General features: G+C 62.7%; 17 protein-coding genes. 10 read left to right on the forward strand and 7 right to left on the reverse strand.

Annotated features, from left to right (window positions below; genetic code table 11):
- Positions 1-45 precede the first annotated feature (45 nt).
- Positions 46-924 carry a MurR/RpiR family transcriptional regulator gene (locus BSY16_RS02855; RefSeq protein WP_069058273.1) on the reverse strand — a complete coding sequence of 293 codons (879 nt, stop codon included), beginning with the start codon at positions 922-924 and terminating at the stop codon, positions 46-48.
- A 190-nt stretch (positions 925-1,114) separates the two neighbouring features.
- On the opposite strand from BSY16_RS02855, the gene BSY16_RS02860 reads away from it, so the two are divergent.
- The 8 genes from BSY16_RS02860 (at position 1,115) to BSY16_RS02895 (ending at position 11,337) form a co-directional block, all read left to right on the forward strand.
- Positions 1,115-1,873, forward strand: coding sequence for an N-formylglutamate amidohydrolase (locus BSY16_RS02860; protein WP_069058274.1), 759 nt, complete (start codon positions 1,115-1,117; stop codon positions 1,871-1,873).
- Positions 1,874-1,992: 119 nt separating this feature from the next.
- Complete coding sequence (locus BSY16_RS02865; protein ID WP_069058275.1) at positions 1,993-3,576, forward strand: amino acid permease; 1,584 nt, start codon at positions 1,993-1,995, stop codon at positions 3,574-3,576.
- Positions 3,577-3,676: 100 nt separating this feature from the next.
- A complete protein-coding gene (locus tag BSY16_RS02870) occupies positions 3,677-5,041 on the forward strand; it encodes a glutamine synthetase family protein (RefSeq protein ID WP_150130017.1) in 1,365 nt (454 codons plus the stop codon).
- A gap of 118 nt (positions 5,042-5,159) precedes the next feature.
- Positions 5,160-6,539 (forward strand): aldehyde dehydrogenase family protein, encoded by a 1,380-nt coding sequence (locus BSY16_RS02875; RefSeq protein WP_069058277.1) that lies wholly within the window; start codon positions 5,160-5,162, stop codon positions 6,537-6,539.
- 5 nt (positions 6,540-6,544) lie between these two features.
- Positions 6,545-7,690: an iron-containing alcohol dehydrogenase gene (locus BSY16_RS02880; protein ID WP_069058278.1), complete on the forward strand. Its 1,146-nt coding sequence runs from the start codon at positions 6,545-6,547 to the stop codon at positions 7,688-7,690.
- Between the two features lie 168 nt (positions 7,691-7,858).
- On the forward strand, positions 7,859-8,617 hold the full coding sequence (locus BSY16_RS02885) for an AAA family ATPase (protein ID WP_069058279.1): 759 nt from the start codon (positions 7,859-7,861) through the stop codon (positions 8,615-8,617).
- A gap of 220 nt (positions 8,618-8,837) precedes the next feature.
- Entirely contained in the window at positions 8,838-9,554 is a 717-nt protein-coding gene (locus tag BSY16_RS02890) for an AAA family ATPase (RefSeq protein WP_069061333.1), read from the forward strand.
- A 259-nt stretch (positions 9,555-9,813) separates the two neighbouring features.
- Positions 9,814-11,337 (forward strand): globin-coupled sensor protein, encoded by a 1,524-nt coding sequence (locus tag BSY16_RS02895; RefSeq protein WP_069058280.1) that lies wholly within the window; start codon positions 9,814-9,816, stop codon positions 11,335-11,337.
- Between the two features lie 59 nt (positions 11,338-11,396).
- Here BSY16_RS02895 and BSY16_RS02900 read toward each other — a convergent pair whose 3' ends face one another.
- Together BSY16_RS02900 and BSY16_RS02905 are read right to left on the reverse strand one after the other, a co-directional pair.
- Entirely contained in the window at positions 11,397-12,590 is a 1,194-nt protein-coding gene (locus tag BSY16_RS02900; protein ID WP_069058281.1) for a glycoside hydrolase family 5 protein, read from the reverse strand.
- A 176-nt stretch (positions 12,591-12,766) separates the two neighbouring features.
- Positions 12,767-14,143, reverse strand: coding sequence for a L,D-transpeptidase family protein (locus BSY16_RS02905; protein ID WP_444797440.1), 1,377 nt, complete (start codon positions 14,141-14,143; stop codon positions 12,767-12,769).
- 281 nt (positions 14,144-14,424) lie between these two features.
- Here BSY16_RS02905 and BSY16_RS02910 point away from each other — a divergent pair, with 281 nt between their 5' ends.
- Together BSY16_RS02910 and BSY16_RS02915 are read left to right on the forward strand one after the other, a co-directional pair.
- The gene (locus BSY16_RS02910; protein ID WP_069058283.1) at positions 14,425-15,279 is read left to right on the forward strand and encodes a DUF4432 family protein; all 855 of its coding nucleotides are present in this window, start codon (positions 14,425-14,427) and stop codon (positions 15,277-15,279) included.
- Positions 15,280-15,351: 72 nt separating this feature from the next.
- The gene (locus tag BSY16_RS02915; RefSeq protein WP_069058284.1) at positions 15,352-15,690 is read left to right on the forward strand and encodes a protein tyrosine phosphatase family protein; all 339 of its coding nucleotides are present in this window, start codon (positions 15,352-15,354) and stop codon (positions 15,688-15,690) included.
- A gap of 198 nt (positions 15,691-15,888) precedes the next feature.
- On the opposite strand, the gene BSY16_RS02920 is transcribed toward BSY16_RS02915, so the two are convergent.
- The 4 genes from BSY16_RS02920 to BSY16_RS02935 form a co-directional block, all read right to left on the reverse strand.
- A complete protein-coding gene (locus tag BSY16_RS02920; protein ID WP_069058285.1) occupies positions 15,889-17,538 on the reverse strand; it encodes a thiamine pyrophosphate-binding protein in 1,650 nt (549 codons plus the stop codon).
- Positions 17,535-18,731, reverse strand: a complete 1,197-nt coding sequence (gene caiB, locus BSY16_RS02925) for a succinate--glutarate CoA-transferase (protein WP_069058286.1) — start codon at positions 18,729-18,731, stop codon at positions 17,535-17,537. The genes BSY16_RS02920 and caiB overlap by 4 nt, the downstream gene beginning before the upstream one ends.
- Positions 18,732-18,876: 145 nt before the next feature.
- On the reverse strand, positions 18,877-19,821 hold the full coding sequence (locus BSY16_RS02930) for a DMT family transporter (RefSeq protein WP_069058287.1): 945 nt from the start codon (positions 19,819-19,821) through the stop codon (positions 18,877-18,879).
- Positions 19,818-20,777, reverse strand: coding sequence for an alpha/beta hydrolase (locus tag BSY16_RS02935; RefSeq protein ID WP_069058288.1), 960 nt, complete (start codon positions 20,775-20,777; stop codon positions 19,818-19,820). The genes BSY16_RS02930 and BSY16_RS02935 overlap by 4 nt, the downstream gene beginning before the upstream one ends.
- Positions 20,778-20,814: the final 37 nt, after the last annotated feature.

The raw sequence follows: 20,814 nt of genomic DNA on the forward strand, positions 1-20,814 counted from the left end.
ATGAAGGTTATGTGACAGTTTTGTTTCGGTTTTTTCGTATGCCTGTCAGGATTTGCCGGGCGCCTCCGGCCGAGGCTTGCGGAAAAGCCGGCTGGCCTCGAAGAGGCTCTCCAGCGTCTTCATTCGGCCGCTGGTTTCTTCCCAGCCCGAACTCTGCACCGCTTCGATCAGCGCTTCGACGATGAACAGCGTCACGACGGACGAATCCCATGCCGACGGCGCCTCGATATGGACCCGGAAAACCTTCGCAGCCACCTTGGCGACGGGCGAGGCCCATTGGTCGGTGAAGAGCACGATTTCCACGCCGCGCTCGCGCGCCACCCGGCCGAGCGTCTCCATTTCCTGCTCGTACCGGCGGATATCGAAGATCACCAGCACGTCGCCGGCCTTCATGTTCAGCACATAATGCGGCCAGGAGCTGGGATTGGAGGCGATCTGCGTGACGTTCGGGCGGATGACCTGGAGATGCGTGAAGAGATAGTCGGCAAGCGCCTTCGTGATACGGCCGCCGATGATGTAGATGCTGCGCTGGCGATCGGCCAGCAGGGTGGCGGCGCTGTCGAATTCGGCGGTTTCCATCTGCGAGAGCGTCTGGCGCAGATTGGTCATGATCGCGTCGGCGAAGCGGTTCAGGATATGCGTGCCCGGCGCCTTGGCCGCCCAGCGGTCGTGTTTGGTGATCGGGTTCGAAAGGGTGGCTTCCAGCTCATGGTGCAGGCGGGCCTGGAAATCCGGAAAGCCGCGAAAGCCGAGTTTCTGCACCATGCGCGCGACGGTCGGCGTGGACACGCCGGCGTTCTCCGCGACAGTCGTGATGCTGCCGAGGCCGGAGACGGGGTAGTTGTCGAGCAGTGACGTGGCCAGCTGCCTTTCGGCGCGCGTGAGCGAGTCGAAATGGGCATTGATCACATCCGACACCGTCATGGATGCTTGGTTGAGAGTCAAATTGTTCCCCTGCACCCGGTCTTCGCCGGGGTTTTCGAAATAAAACGCGCTGTCACAATTCGAGTCAAATGTTTTTTTGAAGAGATTTTTTCATTCCCCCGTTGACAGCGGCCGAACTGTGAAGAATTCTTTTCAGTAATGACAAAAGCCGGTCGAGGGGATCAGGCTCATGGGAATTCTGACTGGAGAGGAGGGCGACCCTGTCGCCCTTGAAAACGCGTCTGCACGGGGCCGGGTCATTCTTGTCTGCGAGCACGCATCGCGTCTTCTGCCCAAATCGCTCGGCACGCTCGGCCTGTCCGAGGAAGCGCTGGCGAGCCACATCGCCTGGGATCCGGGCGCGCTCGCCGTGTCGCGCTTGATGGCGAAGAGCCTTGATGCCACACTGATTTTCCAGCGTTTTTCCCGCCTCGTCTATGATTGCAACCGCCCGCCGGAATCACCGGCCGCCATGCCGGAAAAGAGCGAGGTCTTTGATGTTTCCGGTAATATCGGCCTCGACCAGGCGGCGCGCGACGCCCGCACGGAAGCGCTCTACCTGCCGTTCCGCGAAAAACTGTCCCGGCTGGTGAAGGACCGGATCGCGGAGGGCAGGGCGCCGGTCATCGTGACCATGCACAGTTTTACGCCGGTCTATTTCGGCAAGCCGCGGGCTGTCGAGATCGGCGTCCTGCATGATGCGGATACGCGCCTCGCCGATGCGATGCTGGCCGCGGTCGGCACCGGTGGTCTCTACGATACCCGTCGCAACGAGCCCTATGGACCGGAAGACGGCGTGACGCATACGCTGAAGGAGCACGGCCTTTCCAACGGCCTGCTGAACGTGATGATCGAGGTCCGCAACGACCTCATTCGAGATGAAGTCGACCAGAGGGTCGTGGCCGACTATCTGACGGGATTGCTCATCGAGAGCCTTCCCGCCGCATAACAAAGAAAAAGACCCGGGGAGCGGCATGTCCGCGGCGCATATCCCACGCATTTCGTGGGCCTCAGACACAGGCGGACCTCGGCAATTCCGCCAGGGACCAGTCGATACAGGGGAAAAACATGTCAGGTTATTCGGATAACGATAAACATGAGGATATGCAGGTCCTGCATTCCATGGGCTATGCGCAGGAACTCGAGCGGCGGATGAGCCAGTTCTCGAACTTTGCCGTGTCCTTTTCGATCATTTGCATTCTTTCCGGCGGCATCAATTCGCTGGCGCAGGCGACATCCGGCGCGGGGGGCGCTGCGATCGGCATCGGCTGGCCGCTCGGCTGCTTCATTTCGCTCGTCTTTGCCGTCGCCATGGCACAGATCAGCTCGGCCTATCCGACGGCCGGCGGCCTCTACCACTGGGGCTCGATCCTGGGTAACCGCTTTACCGGCTGGCTGACCGCCTGGTTCAACCTGCTCGGCCTCGTTACCGTGCTCGGCGCCATCAATGTCGGCACCTACTATTTCTTCATGGGTTCGTTCGGCACACCGTATTTCGGCCTGGAAGACACGACCACGACCCGCATCATCTTCCTGGCGGTCATCACCGGCGCACAGGCGCTCGTGAACCACATGGGCATCGGCCTCACGGCCAAGCTGACGGACTTCTCCGGCTACCTGATCTTCGCAACGTCGATCCTGCTCGCCATCGTGTGCCTCATTGCAGCCGACAGCTACGATATCGGCCGCCTCTTCACCTTCTCGAACTATTCCGGTGCGGCCGGCGGCAACGTCTGGCCGGAAAATTCCGGCACCTGGGTGTTCCTGTTGGGTCTGCTGCTGCCGATCTATACGATCACCGGCTACGACGCCTCGGCGCACACCTCGGAAGAAACCGTCAAGGCGGCGACGTCCGTGCCGCGCGGCATGGTCTCCTCCGTGCTGTGGTCTGCCCTTTTCGGCTATATCATGCTGTGCTCCTTCGTTCTGATGATCCCGTCGTCGGTCACCAATGCCGACGGCACCACCACCGAAGGCATGGCGGCTGCGGCAGCGCAGGGCTGGAACGTTTTCTTCTGGACGATGGACACGCAGGTTCATCCGGTGGTGAAGGATGTTCTCTACTTCTTCATCCTGATTGCCCAGTGGCTGTGCGGCCTTGCAACGGTCACGTCCGTTTCGCGCATGATCTTCGCCTTCTCGCGTGACGGCGGTCTGCCGTTCTCGCGTGGCCTGTCCAAGGTAAGCCCGAACTACCGTACGCCGGTTGCCGCCATCTGGACCGGTTCCATCCTGTCGGTGCTGTTCGTCTGGGGTTCGTCGCTCGTCTCCATCGGCGAGACGCCGGTCTATACGGTCGTCGTATCGTGCACGGTCATCTTCTTGTTCTTCTCCTTCGCGATCCCGATTGCACTCGGCCTCTTCGCCTGGGGCACATCGAAGTGGGACAAGATGGGTCCGTGGAACCTCGGCGAAGGCGTCTTCAAGCTGTTTGCCATCCTGTCGATCATCGCCATGGTGCTGATCTTCGTGCTCGGCATCCAGCCGCCGAACGATTGGGCGCTCTACATCACCGTCGGCTTCCTCGTCCTGACCGCGATCATCTGGTTCGGCCTTGAAAACCGCCGCTTCAAGGGCCCGCCGATCGGTGACGAAGTCGCCCGCCGCCAGGCCGAGATCGCTGCCGCCGAAAAGGCTGTCGGCCAGGTCTGACCATTTTTAGCGCGGGGGCCGTGCATGCGGCCCCCGTTTTCATTTCCGACCGACGCGCGGCGATTGCCGGGCACCATTTCTGGGACCAAGAACCATGAGCATGACCTACACATTCGATGATCTGAAGAAGGATGTTGCCGAGGGCCGCATCGACACCGTTCTCGCCTGCCTCGTCGACATGCAGGGCCGCCTCATGGGCAAGCGTTTCCAGGCAGAATATTTTGTCGAGAGCGCCTACGAGGAAACGCATAGCTGCAACTACCTGCTCGCCACCGACATGGAGATGGAGACCGTCTCCGGCTACAAGTCGACGAGCTGGGCCGCCGGTTACGGCGATTATACGATGAAGCCCGACCTTGCCACGCTGCGCAAGCTGCCCTGGCTGGAAGGCACGGCGCTGGTGCTGTGCGACGTGCTCGACCACCATACTCACGCGGAAGTGCCGCATTCGCCGCGCGCCATCCTCAAGAAGCAGGTGAAGCGGCTGGAGGCCCTGGGCCTCAAGGCCTTCATGGCGAGCGAACTCGAATTCTTCCTCTTCGACCAGACCTTCGATGATGCCCGCGAAAGCGGCTACCGCGATCTGCGCACCGCGTCCGGCTACAACGAGGACTACCACATCTTCCAGACCACTAAGGAAGAAGACGTCATGCGCGCGCTGCGCAAGGGCCTGCAGGGTGCCGGCATTCCGGTGGAAAACTCCAAGGGCGAGGCGTCGCCCGGCCAGGAGGAAATCAACGTGCGCTATGCCGAGGCCGTCACGATGGCTGACCGGCATTCGATCATCAAGAACGCCACCAAGGAAATCGCCTGGCAGCGCGGCAAGTCCGTGACCTTCCTTGCCAAGTGGAACTACACCGCCGCCGGCTCCTCCTCGCACATCCACCAGTCGCTGTGGAGTCTGGACGGCAAGGAGGCAAAGTTCTTCGACAAGGACGCCAAGTACGGCATGTCGGAGTTGATGCACAATTACGTGGCCGGCCTGCTCGCGCATGCCAGCGAGATCACCTATTTCCTCGCGCCCTATATCAACTCCTACAAGCGCTTCGTTGCCGGCACCTTTGCGCCGACCAAGGCGATCTGGAGCAAGGACAACCGCACGGCCGGCTACCGCCTGTGCGGCGAGGGCACCAAGGGCATTCGTATCGAATGCCGCGTCGGCGGCTCCGACCTCAACCCCTATCTCGCCATGGCGGCGCTGCTCGCGGCCGGCATTGCCGGCATCGAGGAGAAGCTGGAGCTCGAAGCACCCTTCGTCGGTGACGCCTATGGTGGCAAGGACGCCCGCGAGATTCCGAAGACGCTGCGCGGTGCGACCGCTGCACTGACCGGTTCCAAGATGCTGCGCGAAGCCTTCGGTGATGACGTCATCGATCACTATGTCCGTGCTGCCGAATGGGAGCAGGAAGAGTACGATCGCCGCATCACCGACTGGGAGGTGGCGCGCGGCTTCGAGAGAGCGTAAGGCTGCGGCCAGTCAAGGTCGAACCGGCCCCGGCGTAATCCTTCAGGGATATTTGCCGCGTGGCTGGATCGGCTATTGTCCGGCGCTAAAGTTCATAATCTGAAACAGGAAGTCGATCATGACTGTGATCAAATGCATATCCCCCGTGGATGGCTCGGTTTATGCCGAGCGCGAGGCGATGCCGCTGGCGGCCGCGCAAGCGGTCGTTGCCCGCGCCAAGAAGGCACAGAAAAGCTGGGCGAAGCGCCCGCTTGAAGACCGTATCCAACTGGTGCTGAAGAGTGTCGCCCGCGTCAACGAGATGGCCGACGAGATCGTGCCGGAAATCGCCTGGCAGATGGGCCGTCCGGTCCGCTACGGCGGCGAGTTCAAGGGTTTCAACGAGCGCTCCAACTATGTCGCGGAGATTGCCGGCTCCTCGCTGGCGCCGATTGTCATCGAAAACAGCGCGCGCTTCGAGCGCCGCATCGAGCGCGAGCCGCATGGCGTCGTTTTCGTCATCGCGCCGTGGAACTATCCCTACATGACGGCGATCAACACGATCGCTCCCGCGCTGATGGCCGGCAATGTCGTCATCATCAAGCATGCCGCCCAAACGCTGCTCGTCGGCGAACGCCTCGTGCGCGCCTTTGCCGAAGCCGGCGTGCCGGAAGACGTCTTCCAGAACGTCTTCCTCGACCATGACACGACCTCCGCGCTGATCGCCGGCAACAGCTTCGACTTCGTCAACTTTACCGGCTCCGTCGAAGGCGGTCGGTCGATCGAACGCGCCGCCGCCGGCACCTTCACGCCGGTTGGCCTCGAACTCGGCGGCAAGGATCCGGGTTACGTCATGGAAGATGCCGACCTCGACGCCGCCGTCGACACGCTGATGGACGGCGCCACCTACAATTCCGGCCAGTGCTGCTGCGGCATCGAGCGCGTCTACGTCAACGAGAAGCTCTATGACGCCTTCGTCGAAAAGTCCGTCGCCTGGGTATCGAACTACAAGCTCGGCAATCCGCTCGATCCGGACACCACCCTCGGTCCGATGGCGCACAAGCGCTTTGCCGCGACCGTGCGGTCGCAGATCGCCGATGCCGTCTCGAAGGGCGCCAAGGCGCTCGTCGACCCGAAACTGTTTCCGGCCGATGACGGCGGCGCTTATGTCGCCCCGCAGGTTCTCGTCGATGTCGATCATTCGATGGAGTTCATGACGGAAGAGACCTTCGGCCCGGCCGTCGGCATCATGAAGGTGAAGAACGACGCGGAAGCGCTCGCGCTGATGAACGACTGCAAATACGGCCTCACCGTTTCGCTCTGGACGAAGGACAGCGACCGCGCCGCGACGATCGCCCGCGATCTGGAGACCGGTACGGTGTTCCAGAACCGTGCTGATTACCTCGACCCGGCGCTTTGCTGGACCGGCGTGAAGGAAACGGGCCGTGGCGGCTCGCTCTCCGTCATCGGCTTCCACAACCTTACCCGACCGAAATCCTACCATTTCAGGAAAGCTTGAAGAGCATGACCATCACCGCCAACTGGAGCTACCCGACCGCGATCAAGTTCGGGGCGGGCCGCATCAAGGAACTCGCTGACCATTGCAAGGCGGTCGGCATGAAGAAGCCGCTGCTCGTCACCGACCGCGGCCTTTCGACGATGCCGATCACGCAGGGCGCGCTCGATATCCTCGCTGCCGCCGGTCTTGGCCGCGCGATGTTCGCCGAGGTCGATCCGAACCCGAACGACAAGAACCTTGAAGCCGGCGTCAAGGCCTACAAGGATGGTGGCCATGACGGCGTCGTCGCCTTCGGGGGTGGCTCCGGCCTTGATCTCGGCAAGGCGATTGCCTTCATGGCCGGCCAGACCCGCCCGGTCTGGGATTTCGAGGATGTCGGTGACTGGTGGACGCGCGCCAATTCCGATGGCATCGCGCCGATCATCGCCGTGCCGACCACGGCCGGCACTGGTTCGGAAGTCGGCCGCGCCTCGGTCATCACCAATTCCGAGACGCACACCAAGAAGGTGATCTTCCATCCGAAGTTCCTGCCTTCGGTGACGATATGCGACCCGGAACTGACGGTCGGCATGCCGAAGGTCATCACGGCTGGCACCGGCATGGACGCGTTTGCCCATTGCCTCGAAGCCTATTGCTCACCGTTCTACCACCCGATGAGCCAAGGCATCGCGCTCGAAGGCATGCGCCTCGTCAAGGAATTTTTGCCGCGCGCTTACAAGGACGGGACCGATATCGAAGCCCGCGCCCATATGATGTCGGCCGCCGCCATGGGCGCCGTCGCCTTCCAGAAGGGGCTTGGTGCCATCCATTCGCTGTCGCACCCGGTTGGCGCGATCTACAACACGCACCACGGCATGACGAATGCCGTCGTGATGCCGCCGGTGCTGACCTTCAACCGCCCGGCCATCGAGGCGAAGATCGTCAGCGCTGCGGCCTATCTCGGCATTGCCGGCGGCTTTGACGGCTTCTTCGACTACGTACTTCGCCTGCGCGAAGAGCTCGGCGTGCCGGACAAACTGTCGGCGCTGGGCGTCGGCACCGACCGGATCGACGAAATGTCCGAAATGGCGATCGTCGACCCAACGGCCGGCGGCAATCCGGTGGAATTGACGCTCGACGCGGCCAAGCGTCTCTTCGTCGAGTGCATCTGAGTTTCGCTTTGACGATTGGGGTGGCGGTCAGGCGATCGCCACCCCGATTTTTTTATTACAATTATTACGAATTGCGCCGCATGATGTTTGTCATCAGAATGTCATGCAACTGTCATGATTTGCGCCGCTCCCTGGTGCAGCCTGGCGGTGTGGTGCGGTGTTAGCGTTATGGCAGTCATATCGGTAGCGAACGCCAAGGGCGGTTCGGGCAAGACGACGGCGGCGGTTTTACTTGCCACCGAACTCGTGCAGCGTGGTGCGCGCACCGCTCTTCTCGATTGCGACGAGCTGAAACTGGCGGCAAGCTGGGTGCGCGCCGCAAGGCTCGGCGAGGGGCTGACGCTACTGGACAATATTGCGGTCTCCAATTTCGCCGGCAATCTCAAGGCCCTGCGCGGCAGCCACGACCACGTCATCATCGACCTGTCGGGCGCCCGCGATGCCTTGGTCGCGTTTGCCGCCGGGCTTTCCGATCTCGTGCTGGTACCCGTCCAGGGTTGCGCGATGGATAGTCGTGGTGCGGCGCATGTGCTGGAACTGGTCGATCTCGTCAGCGCCAATGCGCATCTGCCGATCAAGCGGGCGGTCGTGCTCTCCCGTGTCAATCCGCTCGTTACCACCCATGCCTTGCGCAATGTGAAGACCGTGCTCGATGCGGCACGGATTCCTGTCGTCGGTACGCCTGTCATCGAGCGCAGCGCCTTTCGCGACATGTTCGAGACGGGCGGCACGCTCTACTCGATGAACGGTGGCCGGGTGAGCAATCTCGACAAGGCGATCCTCAATATGCAGGTCCTTGCCGATGACGTGCTGCGGCTTGTCGGCGTCGGGGAGGGCGGCAAGACGTGGGCGAAGACCGCCGTTGCCGCTCCTGCGCGCACTGGCCTGTCTTCTTCACCGCCGGTGAGCGTGCCGGCCGGCCCCTGAATTCTTACCGTTAACAATTGACACGCGCCCGGAGAATGCTGGTTTCCCGGGCTTTTTTCCTGCAGCTGGCAAACGCTGTTCGTCGTCTCATTAATCTTCGCGATACGGAAATTTCCATTTCGTTAACCATGTTTTGAAAGGTTTGAGTAAGCGGGCGCCATTTGCACAGGGTCGCCTGACGAGAGCGATGAGCAAGCTCGTAGAATTCACGGGGAAAGACATGCCAGTCATCACATTTGCCAATGCCAAGGGCGGCGCGGGCAAGACCACCGCGGCCCTCATCCTAGCCACCGAGCTTGCAAGCCAGGGTCACCGCGTCACCATTCTCGACGCGGACCCGCAGCGCTGGATTAGCCATTGGCACGAGATTTCCGGCCGCCAGCACAATATTGCCGTCATCTCGGAAGTCTCGATGGCCTCCATCCAGTGCCATATCCGCGAGAACCGCGACACGACCGACTATTTCATCATCGATCTGGCCGGTGCCCGCGATGCACTGGTCGCCACCGCCATCGGCCTTTCGGACCATGTGATGATTCCCGTGCAGGGCTGTGCGATGGACGCACGCGGTGCCGCACAGATCCTTGAACTGCTGAAGCAGCTCGACGAGAAGGCGGGCATCCGCATCAACCACTCGGTCGTGCTCACCCGCATGAATTCGATGGTGACGACGCGTGCCATGACGGCCATCAAGGTCTTGCTCGCATCGCGCGACGTTGCCGTGCTGGACACACCGATCGGCGAGCGCACCGCCTTCCGTGATATTTTCGACTGCGGCGGCACGTTGTATTCGATGGACCCGGCTAGGGTGAGCAACCTCGACAAGGCCCGCGAAAACGCGCGGCTTTTTGCCGAGGAAGTGATGCGCCTCATGCCGACGCGCAAGCGGGTTTCCCCGGCACGCGGCTTCTTCCGCACGATCCCGCGCGCGGCCTGAGCGAACAGATTTGACGAACGGCAAAAACGGCTGCGACCAAATGCGCAGCCGTTGTCCCCAATAGGCGCATGGCTTGGTAATGAACAATTTACCATGCCTAACCTAGTGATATTGCGTCTGAAAGCTATTCTTGAAGGCTCTGTGTCTTCGGCGTGATCCATGAGGGGTCGCGGGCGCGAGCGTGCCATTTGGCATTGCCGTCCCGATAGAGCGTTGTCGCTTTCCCCAGTTTCTCGTGTTGCCAGGATACCCAATCAGAATGAAGTCAGCCCCGCAGACTGCCAGCCAGAACCACGATATCGCGCGCCGTCTGGATTATCTCGGCCTCGACGAGCCGGCGCTGAAGCGGTTGCGCAGCCTGAAGCCCTTCATCGAGAAGGAGCTCGGTCCGGCGCTCGACAAGTTCTATGCCGTCGTGCGCAAGAGCCCGGAGGTCAACCACCTCTTCTCCAGTGATGCGCACATCAATCGCGCAAAGACTGCGCAGCTCGGTCACTGGGCAAACATCGCTGCCGGCGATTTCACGCATGACTATGCCGCGAAGGTTCAGACGATCGGCCATGTGCATGCGCGCATCGGCCTGGAGCCGCGCTGGTATATCGGCGGCTACGCGCTGATCGTCGAGCATCTTCTGGCGGAAGCGGTGAAATCACTTTGGCCGAAACAGGGGTTTTTCAGCCGCCAGGAAATCACGCCGGAGGAGTTTGCGGCGAAATTTTCCAGCCTGCTCAAGGCCATGTTCCTCGACATGGACCTCTCCATCTCCGTCTATATGGACACATCCGACGTCACCAAGCAGCAGGCAGTGCAGGCGCAGGTCGTTGCCGAGGAGCGCAAGATCGTCGGCGACAGTTTCGGTGCGGCGCTGAAGCGGATTTCGGATGGCGACCTCACCGCGCGCATCACCGGGCCGCTGCCGGAAGCCTATGAGACGCTGCGCGAAGATTTCAATCATGCCATTTCCACGCTCTCGCAGGCCATCGGCAGCATCGGTGTGGGGGCGGGCTCCATCCATCTGAGTGCCCAGGAGATTGCGGCGGCCTCTGACGATCTCGCCAAGCGCACGGAGCGGCAGGCGGCCAATCTCGAGGAAACCGCGGCCGCCGTCGAAGAGGTGACCACTACAGTGCGCCAGACGGCGCAGAGCGCCAACGAGGCGAATGCGCTCGTCATGGCGGCGCGCGACAATGCGCAGCGCGGCGGCGAAGTCGTGGAACACGCAATTGTCGCCATGGGCGAGATCCAGGCCTCGTCGTCGGCGATCGCCAACATCGTAGAGGTGATCGACGAGATTGCCTTCCAGACAAATCTTCTGGCGCTCAATGCCGGCATCGAGGCGGCACGGGCAGGCGAGGCGGGACGTGGCTTCGCGGTCGTGGCGTCGGAGGTGCGCGCACTCGCCCAGCGCTGTGCCGATGCCGCCAAGGACATCCAGGACCTGATCGCCAAGTCGCATGGTCAGGTCGAGGACGGTGTGCGCTCGGTCAACGAGGTCGCGCAGTCGCTGCGCCAGATCGTGTCTCAGGTCGTGGATGTGAGCGCTGTCTTCAACACCATCCGCTCCAGCACCGCGGAGCAGGCAACGGGTCTTCAGGCGGTCAACCAGGCGGTCAACGCCATGGACCAGATCACCCAGCAGAATGCGGCGATGGTCGAACAGGCCAATGCCGCGAGCCAGGCGCTGACGCAGGAGGCCGCCTCCATTGCCGCCCAGCTCAGCGCGTTCCGCACCGGCGGTACCGCGCAGCCGGCACACGGTTCAGGCTATCGCCGCGCTGCCTGAGCGTTTTGACGGATTGAAAAAAAGCAGGCCGGGCGACGTTTGCGTTGCCCGGCCTTTTCTCACTTCTGCATTTTCGCCTTCAGGATCTCCATGAGATTGCCATCGCGGGGCAGGTCTCCAGCCTTACCTTGTCCCGAGAGCCAGTAGAACTGCCCCGGTTTCACCTTTTCCGGTAGCTCGTAGTCCATGCCTTCCCACTCGTCCTCGCGGAAGGAGTAGAAGGCCCAGTGGCCGCGCTTTGCCTCGACAGCATCCATGACATCAGTGAGATAGGTGCCGCAATCGGCCCACAGCCGCATGCAGCCGAACTCGGCGGCGACCACGCGGGTCGGCGGCAGGCCTTGCGTCTTCGCCCAATCGAAGGCCGTGTTGATGTGGTCCGCAACAGCCTTGCGATCCCACGTCATCGTGCTTCCTGCATAGTCCGTTTGCACGCCGGGATACCGAAGCGGCGTCTCGCGCTTCATGTTCGGCGCGCTCGTCGCGTCATAGGGCTCGTACATGTGGAAGGCATAGAGCACCTTGTCATCAGCGAGCCGCTTCGGCCAGGCGGCGAGTGCGCGCGGATTGGCGTAGTAACCGCTATCCACCATCACCGGCGTCACCGGATCGGCGACGCGGATCGCCTCGATGATGCGCGTGTAGAGTTTTGGCAGGTCGCGCGTGCCGCCGGCATGCTTTTCCTGCCAGGCCCGGATGTCGGCCATCGCGCCGTTTTCGGCAAGCCCTGTGGTCTTTTCCGGTGCCGGCTCGTTAATGAGATTGTAGCCAGCGACGGCTGGGTGGTCCTTCAGCGCAGTGGCGAGATCGCTCCAGAATTTCACGGCCTGATCGGCAAAGGCTGGATCCGACCAGAGCCGATCGTCGAACTTTTCGCCGTTCTGCTGTTTCCAGCGCGCGCCCGGCAGGCTGAGCGGCGTTATCACGACCTTGAGCCCGGCGGCGTGCGCCGCATCGAGCGCGTTCCGCAGCTTGGCGAGGTCCTTCGGCGGCAATCCCTTGTAATGGTCGGCATCACCCAGCAGGAAGTCCCGGCCTTCGCCTTTCCATTTGCTGAAGGTGAGGCGGACCCAGGTCGCGCCGGTTGCGGCGAGCGCCTCGAAATAGGCCTTGTCCGGCTCGGCGGCATTGAAGCTGTTGCCGCCCCTTTGCGGTGTATCCCAGAAGGTCATGAGATCGGCGGCGGAGGCGGCCTGCGGCATCGCTCCGGCAAGGGTGAGGCAAAGGAGGGTGGTGCGGAATTTTTGCAGCATGGGATACCGGATTGACGGTTGGAAGCGAGATGGTCGCCGCGTTGGGCGACCGCTCGGCTGCTTCGCCGCAAAAACAGGCGTTTTCCGGTTCGCATCATGGCGGAACCGGATTTTCCACCGGAAAACAAAAAGCCGGCCCTGAAAGACCGGCTTTGCTTGTTTGTCTTCGATGTTCGTCAGTCGACGAACTCGACCGTCACGCCGGCGCTCGTCATCTTGGCGAGCTCGGTCGCATCCCAGTTGGTCAGGCGGATACAGCCATGGCTCTGGGTCTTGCCGATCTTCGACGGTTCCGGCGTGCCGTGGATGCCGTAGGTCGGCTTGGAAAGCGCGATCCAGACGGTGCCGACCGGGCCGTTCGGGCCGGGCTGCAGGGTCAGCACCTTGTTGTTGGCGCCCTGCTGGAAGTTGATCTTCGGGTTGTAGGTGTAGCCGGGATTGAGCGCGATACGCTCGACGGTCACCAGACCCGATGGCGATGGCGTGTCGGCGGAGCCGATGCTGGCCGGGTAGGCGGCAATCAGCGTGCCGTTCTCGTCATAGGCGAGCACCTGCTTGCGGCCCTTGTCGGCGAGGATCTTTGCCACCTTGCCCGTCTTCTTTTCACCCGTATCGACGACCTTGATGATCGTGCCCGGGATCGTGAAGTCGACACCCGGGTTGATATCCTTCAGATAGGCCTCGTCCATGTGGAACTTTTCGGCCAGCATCTCGATCGTCGAGGTGTAGGAGAGGTGCGGCAGCGCCGCCTTCTCCGCATAATCGTTCGGAATGGAGGCGACGTAGGGGCCGGCCGCGTCGACAGCGGTGATCTCGTAGGTGGTGAAGGCCATGCCGCCGGAGAGGCGCAGGCGCTCCAGGATGTCATCGGCGTTGTTTGGGTCGAGCGTTTCGCCGGTGCCGTTCTGCCAGGCCTCGATCGCCTTGGTGACGTTGGAACCCTTCTTGCCGTCGATCACGCCCGGCGAATAGCCTTCGCGGTCGAGAAAGACCTGAAGCGCTGTAATCTCCGCGGAAGACAGCTTGCCGAGCGCCGTTGCCGGCACGAATTTCGGGCCGGGTACGAATTCGGCGTTGGGATCGACGCCGTTTTCGGGGAGCGCGGCGTTGTCGTCGTTTCCGTTGAAATCCGGCAGAGGCTGCGAACCGCCGAAATCGGCATCCGGCAGCGTCTGGCGCTCGATATCGCCCGGCAGGGCCTCGCGCATTTCCGGCACGGAACTGGTCGTCAGCTCATCGCCATAGTCGGATTCTGGCGCTGGCGGGAAATAGTCCGGGCTGGTTTCCGGATAGCCGCGCACCTCGCGGTAACGGTCCCGGCGCGGGCGATAGTCGTCGCCACCGCGGGCGAAATAGCGGTCGGCGGGCATGACGGTCGCAACCACATTGCCCCAGTCGTCGACATAGACCGTGCGGCCGCGATTGTCGCGCATCACACGCATGCGGTCGTCGGGAACGTAGTCCAGAATATCGCCATTCGGCGTGATCAGCACCGTGTCGGGTGAGGAATAGCGCTGCTGGGCAACGGCAGGCGTGACGGCGATTCCCAGGATGGATGCCGCTGCGAGGAGCGAAATGCTTGTTTTAATAATAGAATTCACGGCTCTTGACCTGCCAGCTTGCACGTATCGTGCGGACGGAACACTTCAATTCGGACCTTAATATGGAAAAACTGAATCGATGGTGAACGTTACGTCAACACATACTGCAAAAACTTGTGATCGGCCGCGATGGTTCCGTGGAAAGATCGGGACCGAGATGCTGCACCCCATGGTCTTGCGAACGCCTTGCCACTAGCATGGGTTCCTTTCATCGCTTTCCACCGGAGCCGCGGATGCCCTTCGCCTTGACCGCCGACACGCCCGAACAATCGTTTCGCCTCGACCTGACGCCGCAATCGGTGCTCGATGTAGGTAGTGCGGTCTTCCATGGCGTCGATCTTTCGCCGGGCTCCGCCGTTCCCACGGATGGCGATCCGCGCATCGACAAGGCGCTGCCGGGTTTCCTGTTCACCTGCGGGCCGGATCACATCCGCCATCCGGTGCCGATCGAGGGGGCTTCCGACGGGCGGCGTTACCCGCTGCATGGCTCGCTGTCGTCGAGCCCTGCGCAGGACATCCTGATCGAGGAGGACGAGGGCGAGGTGATCTGCGAGGCGCGCGTCGCCGTTTCGCTGGCGCAGGGCGGGTCCGCCGCGCTTGCCCGTCGCTGGCGTGCAGACCGCCGCGTCGGCCATATCACCCTCGACGACGTCATCAGTAATGTTGGCGATACGCCCTGGCCGCGGTTTGCCATGTACCATATCAATTTCGGCACCGGCCTTTTCGACGAAAACACCCGGCTGACCGGGGCCATGCTGCCCGGCGGTAGCCTGCGGTGGCGGTTCGGCGATGGTGCTACGCAGATTTTCTGCGTACCGGCGGCCGAGACAGCGGAGCATGGCTGGGCGGAAATCACTGTCGGGCCGATCGCCGCACTTGATGGGCGCAGTGTCCATATCCGCTTCCGCACCGATAGCCTGCCCTATCTTCAAGTCTGGCGAAACCAGTCGCCGGGTTCGGCCGTGCTGGGTATCGAGCCAGTCTCGCACCGCTTTGCGCCGCGCGCCGAGTTGATTGCGGTCGGCGACGCGCCGGATTTCACCCCGGGAGAAAGTGCCAGCTACGGCCTTGCCTTCGAGGTTCGCTAGATTTCGCACGATTGACGCTCTGGCAGTGCGCGCTTAAACGGTGAGCGCCCCTATTTCGGAAAGGACCCATCCATGGATATCCGTGAGATCAACGACGAATATTCCGTCTCCGGCCAGATCACCGTCGAGGATCTCGGCGCCGTTGCGGCTATGGGCTTCAAATCCATCGTCTGCCACCGCCCGGACCACGAGGAAGCGGGCCAGCCGGAGTTTGCAGCGATCGCCGCCCGTGCCAAGGAACTCGGCATCGAGACGGCCCATGTGCCCGTTGGACCGATGGGTGTCACGGTGGAAGCGGTGAACGGCATGGTCGATGCGCTTGACGACTTGCCGCGCCCGATGCTCGGATATTGTCGCTCCGGCATGCGTTCGACGAAGACCTACGAGCAGAGCCAGCGTCTTCGCGGCTGAGGGGACGGAGGGCATTAGCCCCTCATCCGCCTGCCGGCACCTTCTCCCCGCAAGCGGGGCGAAGGATTGTGCCGAACCGGTTTCCTGAAAATATCATCCTGCGAAAAAGAATGGGACAGTGCCTCATCTCCCTTCTCCCCGCTTGCGGGGAGAAGGTCGCGGCAGCGGGATGAGGGGCATTCACACCCCCGCACAAAGCTATTTTCCGCTGCGAATATCCGAAAGCGTGCGCGTCGGCGTGATGGCTTCCGGATCGAGTTTCACCTCGATGATCGCCGGCTTGCCGCTGGCGCGGGCACGCAGGAATGCGGCGGCGAAATCTTCCGTCTTCTCCACCGTCTCGCCGTGGCCGCCGTAAGCGATGGCGAGTGCTGCAAAGTCCGGATTGGTGAGGTCCGTGGCGCTGACCCGGCCCGGATAGTCCCGCTCCTGGTGCATGCGGATCGTGCCGTAGATGCCGTTGTTGACGACGACGGTGATGATCGGAAGCTTGTAGCGCACGGCAGTCGCGAATTCCTGCCCGTGCATCATGAAGCAGCCGTCACCGGCAAAGCAGATGACTTCGCGGTCGGGGTGAAGCTGCTTGGCGGCGACCGCGGCAGGCAGGCCATAGCCCATCGAACCGGAGGTCGGGGCGGCCTGCGTGGCGAAGCGGCGGAAGCGGTGGAAACGGTGCACCCAGGTGGCATAGTTGCCGGCGCCGTTGGTGAAGATCGTGTCCTCCGCTGTGTTTTCCTCCAGCCAGGCCATGATCGGCCCCATCTGCACGTCGCCGGGGCCAGTCATCGGCGGGGTCGACCATTTGAGATAGCTGTCATGCATGGCGGCGGTGCGGGCGGCCCAGCGTGGTGCGGCCTTCGGCGTCAGGGTTTCCAGTGCAGCGACGAAATCGTCCGGCGCGGCGCAGATCGCCAGATCCGGGCGGTAGACACGGCCGAGTTCCGACGGATCGGGATAGACATGCACCAGCTTCTGCTGCGGGTAGGGAACCTTGAGCAGGCTGTAGGTCGAGGACGGCATTTCGGAGTAGCGACCACCGAGCAGGACCACGAGGTCCGCCTCGCGGATTTCCTTGCCCAGTGCCGGGTTGATGCCGATGCCGGAATCGCCTGCGTAGTTGGGGTGCTGGTGATCGAACAGCATCTGCCGGCGGAACGAACAGGCGACCGGCAACGACCAGCGTTCGGCAAAGGCCGTGAAGGCCGCAACGCTCGTCTGCGACCAGCGGGTGCCGCCGAGGATGACGAGGGGGCGTTCGGCCGCTTCGAGCAGGCCTGCGAGTTCTTCCATCTGCTTGCGGCCCGGATGGGCCTCGACCGGCATGTAGGCCTTCGCGGCGACCGTCTCGACCGTATCCGTCAGCATGTCTTCCGGCAGCGCCAGCACGACAGGGCCGGGCCGGCCGGAGGTGGCGACGGCGAAGGCGCGGGTGATGAATTCCGGAATGCGGCGCGCATCGTCGATCTCGGCCACCCATTTGGCGACCTCGGTGAAGGCGCGGCGGTATTCGACCTCCTGGAAGGCCTCGCGCTCGCGCGCATCGCGCTGCACCTGCCCGATGAACAGGATCATCGGAATGGAATCCTGCCGCGCGATGTGCAGGCCGGCTGATGCGTTGGTGGCACCGGGGCCACGCGTGACCATGCAGATGCCGGGTTCGCCGGTAAGCCGGCCCCAGCAATCCGCCATCATCGCCGCCCCGCCTTCCTGGCGGCAGACGAGCACGTCGACATCCGTATCATGCAGCGCATCGAGCACCGCGAGATAGCTTTCGCCCGGCACGCAGGCAACACGCTTGACGCCGTTGGCTACGAGGGCGTCGACGATCAACTGGCCACCGGTCTTCATGCGCTGTTCTTTCCTGCTTCGAGAATGCTGAGTTCCGCCATAACGGCATCGGTATGCTCGCCAAGCCGCGGGCTCGGCCGGTCGTAGGCGAGCGGCGTGCCGGAAAACACGATGGGTGTGCGCACGCCCGGGATAAGGTTGCCGTCGGCATCCGGCAGGTCGACGCGAAGCCCGCGCGCCTTCACCTGCGGGTCGTCGAAGGTTTCGGCAATGGAATTGATCGGCCCGGCCGGCACGCCCTCGCGCTCGCAGGCGTCGAGCAGGTCGGCCTTGGTGATGCCGGCCGTCGCACCGGTGACCAGGCGGCGAACCTCGTCGCGGTTGGCGACACGGGCGCGGTTCGTGGCGAAGCGCTCGTCCTCGCCGACACCATCGAGCTTCAGGATGCCGCAGAGCTTGCGGAACTGTCCGTCATTGCCGACCGCAAGGATGATGTGCCCGTCGGATGTCGGCACGACCTCGTAGGGCGAGATGTTCGGATGCGCGTTGCCGAGCCGGTTCGGCGCCTTGCCGGAGGCGAGAAAATTCATGTTCTGGTTCGCCATGACGGCCGACTGCACATCGAGCAGCGCCATGTCGACATGCTGGCCTTCGCCGGTCTTCATGACATGGATGAGGGCAGCCTGAATGGCGGTGACGGCATAGATGCCGGTAAAGATATCGGCGATGGCGACACCCGCCTTCATCGGCTCGCCGTCCGGGGCGCCCGTCACGGACATGAAGCCGGACATGCCCTGCACGATATAGTCGTAGCCGGCGCGGGCCGCGTAGGGACCGTCCTGGCCGAAGCCGGTGATCGAGCAATAGATGAGTTTGGGGTGCTTTTGGGCGAGGCTCTGGTAGTCGAGCCCGTATTTCACGAGGCCGCCGACCTTGAAATTCTCGATGACCACATCGGCGGTGGCAATCAGCCGGTGGACGGTATCTCGGCCTTCCTCCGTCTTGAGGTCGACGGCGATGGAGCGCTTGCCGCGGTTGGTGGAGTGGTAGTAGGCGGCAGACAGGTTTGCACCGTCCTTGCCCATCACGAAGGGTGGCCCCCAGGCGCGTGTATCGTCGCCGCCATCAGGGTTTTCGATCTTGATGACGTCCGCGCCCAGATCGGCCAGCATCTGGCCGGCCCAGGGACCGGCGAGAACCCGCGCCAGTTCGATGACCCGGATACCGGCAAGCGGCAGGTTCGTTTTCTCCATCGTGCACTCCCTCCTCGACGGGTGCCGGGCACGCCGCCGGGCTTTTCGCCCATTTTCACTCTGGATAACAAAAAGCCGGCGGGCACGATAGCGGGAGGGGAGAAGGACATCATGACGGCTGAGACTGACATGATGCCTGCTTTCTTCAGATCGGCATGGAGACGGGTGGTGTCGTCGCTGTCTTGTTCAGCTGCCGCTCGCGCCAGATGACGTAGAGGCCGGAGGCGATGATGATCGCGATGCCAAGCCACTTCACTGCATCCGGCAGGTGGCCGAACACCCACCAGCCGAGAATGGTGGCCGAAACGATCTCAAGATATTGCAGCGGGGCCAGCGTGGAGGCGGGTGCTGCGCGATAGGCATAGACGCCGAGCACGCCGGCTATGGTGGCGGCGACGGCGGCAGCTGCAATGTAGAGCATATTCGTCATGTCCGGCATGACGGGGGTCAGGAAAGAAATGCCGGCACTGCTGCCGACGAGGAGCAGCGCGCCCGAGAACAGCCCACCCCACAGGCCCGCATAGAATTGCATCGACCAGGGGTCCTCCTTCTGCGCGACGAGCCGCGTCAGCATGAAGAAGAGCGCAAGCGAGAAGGCCGAAACGACCGGCAGCAGTGCGATCAGGCCGACTTCCTGCAGGCTTGGCTGGATGACGAGCAAGGAGCCGAAGAAGCCGACACCGCAGGCCGTATAGCGCCGCCAGCCGATGGTTTCTTTCAAAAAGATCGAGCCGAGGATCGTCAGGATGATCGGCTCGACGAAGAAGATGGCGATGGCATCGGCCACTTCCATTACCGCGAGCGGCGTCACGAAGGTGATCATGGTGATGGCCATCAGCAGGCCGCGGGTGGCGTGCAGGCCCATCTTCTTCCAGGTCACGTCGAAAAGCGTGCCACGCATCAGACAGATCGGTACAAGCACCGTCATCTGGAAGAGCAGGCGCACGAAGGTGATTTCGGTCGCGGGCACCGTGGTGACCGCGAGCTTGGCAAAAATGTCGATGATCGGCGAGATCAGCACCGAAAGCACCATGAGGAAAAGCCCGAGACTGACCTCGTGGCGCAGCGGCGTGATGGCGGACATGGTCATGCGTGTTCCGGGGTTCGGGGTCTTTCGCCTGCGACGCGCCGGCACCAGCCGGCAAAGGCTTCGATGGCGGGGTCGCGCAACACCGGGCTTTCGTTCAGCGTTTCGTGGCGCATGCCGGGATAGACGATCGTGGTTACGTCCTCAAGCCGCGATTTTTTCAGCCGCTCCGCAAAAGCCAGGGTTGCGCGCCCGAGATCGGTCGCGGGATCCTCGGCGCCGCCGACGAGGTGGATCGGCAGTCGCTTGGGGAGACGGGCGAGCCCGGCGGCGGAGGCATCGTAGAAGGTGACGGCGAAGATATCGATCCACATCGAGACATTGACGTCGAAGCCGCAGAGCGGATCGGCAATATAGGCATCGACTTCGGCGGGGTCGTGCGACAGCCAATCGAACGTCGTGCGTCGCCCGGTGATGGATTTGCCCCAGGTATCGAAGGTAAGGCGCGGTAGCACGCCGCTGGGAACGTCCGAGCCTTTCAGCATGCGCTCCGCCGCCAGCACGGTTTGCGCGAGGCGTCCCGCCAGTCCCGGTTCCAGGTTCGAGTTCCAGACGGCGAGCCCGTCGATAGCGCTCGGATGGGCCTCGGCGAAGGCGAGGGCAAACAACCCGCCCATAGAATGGCCGAAGAGCACGACGGGCAGACCCGAATGCCGGCTGACCGCATGGTCGCGCACCGTGCGCATGTCGGCGAGGACACGGCTCACGCCGTCGCGTGGGGCAAACTGCCCGAGGGGTGCATCCGGCGCTGTGGTGAAGCCATGGCCGCGATGGTCATGCGCATAGACGTGAAAACCTTGCGATGCCATTTGCGCGGCAAAACGGGCGTACCGTGCGCTGTGCTCGGCAAGGCCATGGCTGATGAGGAGGATGCCGCGTGCCTCGCCGCGGGCGGCTTCGTGTCGCAGCGCAAGCGTCGCCCCGCTCGGGCTTTTGAGCGTTTCGGCCTCTGAAAACACGGCTGTTCCTCCCGTTTCCAAAAGGTCAACGCGATTT

Source organism: Sinorhizobium sp. RAC02, from assembly GCF_001713395.1.
GTDB lineage: Bacteria > Pseudomonadota > Alphaproteobacteria > Rhizobiales > Rhizobiaceae > Shinella.

Excerpts from the sequence above, each read along its gene's own strand:
- BSY16_RS02855 (WP_069058273.1), bottom strand. The coding sequence starts at position 924 with ATGACGGTGTCGGATGTGATCAATGCCCATTTCGACTCGCTCACGCGC.
- BSY16_RS02860 (WP_069058274.1), top strand. The coding sequence starts at position 1,115 with ATGGGAATTCTGACTGGAGAGGAGGGCGACCCTGTCGCCCTTGAAAAC.
- BSY16_RS02865 (WP_069058275.1), top strand. The coding sequence starts at position 1,993 with ATGTCAGGTTATTCGGATAACGATAAACATGAGGATATGCAGGTCCTG.
- BSY16_RS02870 (WP_150130017.1), top strand. The coding sequence starts at position 3,677 with ATGACCTACACATTCGATGATCTGAAGAAGGATGTTGCCGAGGGCCGC.
- BSY16_RS02875 (WP_069058277.1), top strand. The coding sequence starts at position 5,160 with ATGACTGTGATCAAATGCATATCCCCCGTGGATGGCTCGGTTTATGCC.
- BSY16_RS02880 (WP_069058278.1), top strand. The coding sequence starts at position 6,545 with ATGACCATCACCGCCAACTGGAGCTACCCGACCGCGATCAAGTTCGGG.
- BSY16_RS02885 (WP_069058279.1), top strand. The coding sequence starts at position 7,859 with ATGGCAGTCATATCGGTAGCGAACGCCAAGGGCGGTTCGGGCAAGACG.
- BSY16_RS02890 (WP_069061333.1), top strand. The coding sequence starts at position 8,838 with ATGCCAGTCATCACATTTGCCAATGCCAAGGGCGGCGCGGGCAAGACC.
- BSY16_RS02895 (WP_069058280.1), top strand. The coding sequence starts at position 9,814 with ATGAAGTCAGCCCCGCAGACTGCCAGCCAGAACCACGATATCGCGCGC.
- BSY16_RS02900 (WP_069058281.1), bottom strand. The coding sequence starts at position 12,590 with ATGCTGCAAAAATTCCGCACCACCCTCCTTTGCCTCACCCTTGCCGGA.
- BSY16_RS02910 (WP_069058283.1), top strand. The coding sequence starts at position 14,425 with ATGCCCTTCGCCTTGACCGCCGACACGCCCGAACAATCGTTTCGCCTC.
- BSY16_RS02915 (WP_069058284.1), top strand. The coding sequence starts at position 15,352 with ATGGATATCCGTGAGATCAACGACGAATATTCCGTCTCCGGCCAGATC.
- BSY16_RS02920 (WP_069058285.1), bottom strand. The coding sequence starts at position 17,538 with ATGAAGACCGGTGGCCAGTTGATCGTCGACGCCCTCGTAGCCAACGGC.
- caiB (WP_069058286.1), bottom strand. The coding sequence starts at position 18,731 with ATGGAGAAAACGAACCTGCCGCTTGCCGGTATCCGGGTCATCGAACTG.
- BSY16_RS02930 (WP_069058287.1), bottom strand. The coding sequence starts at position 19,821 with ATGACCATGTCCGCCATCACGCCGCTGCGCCACGAGGTCAGTCTCGGG.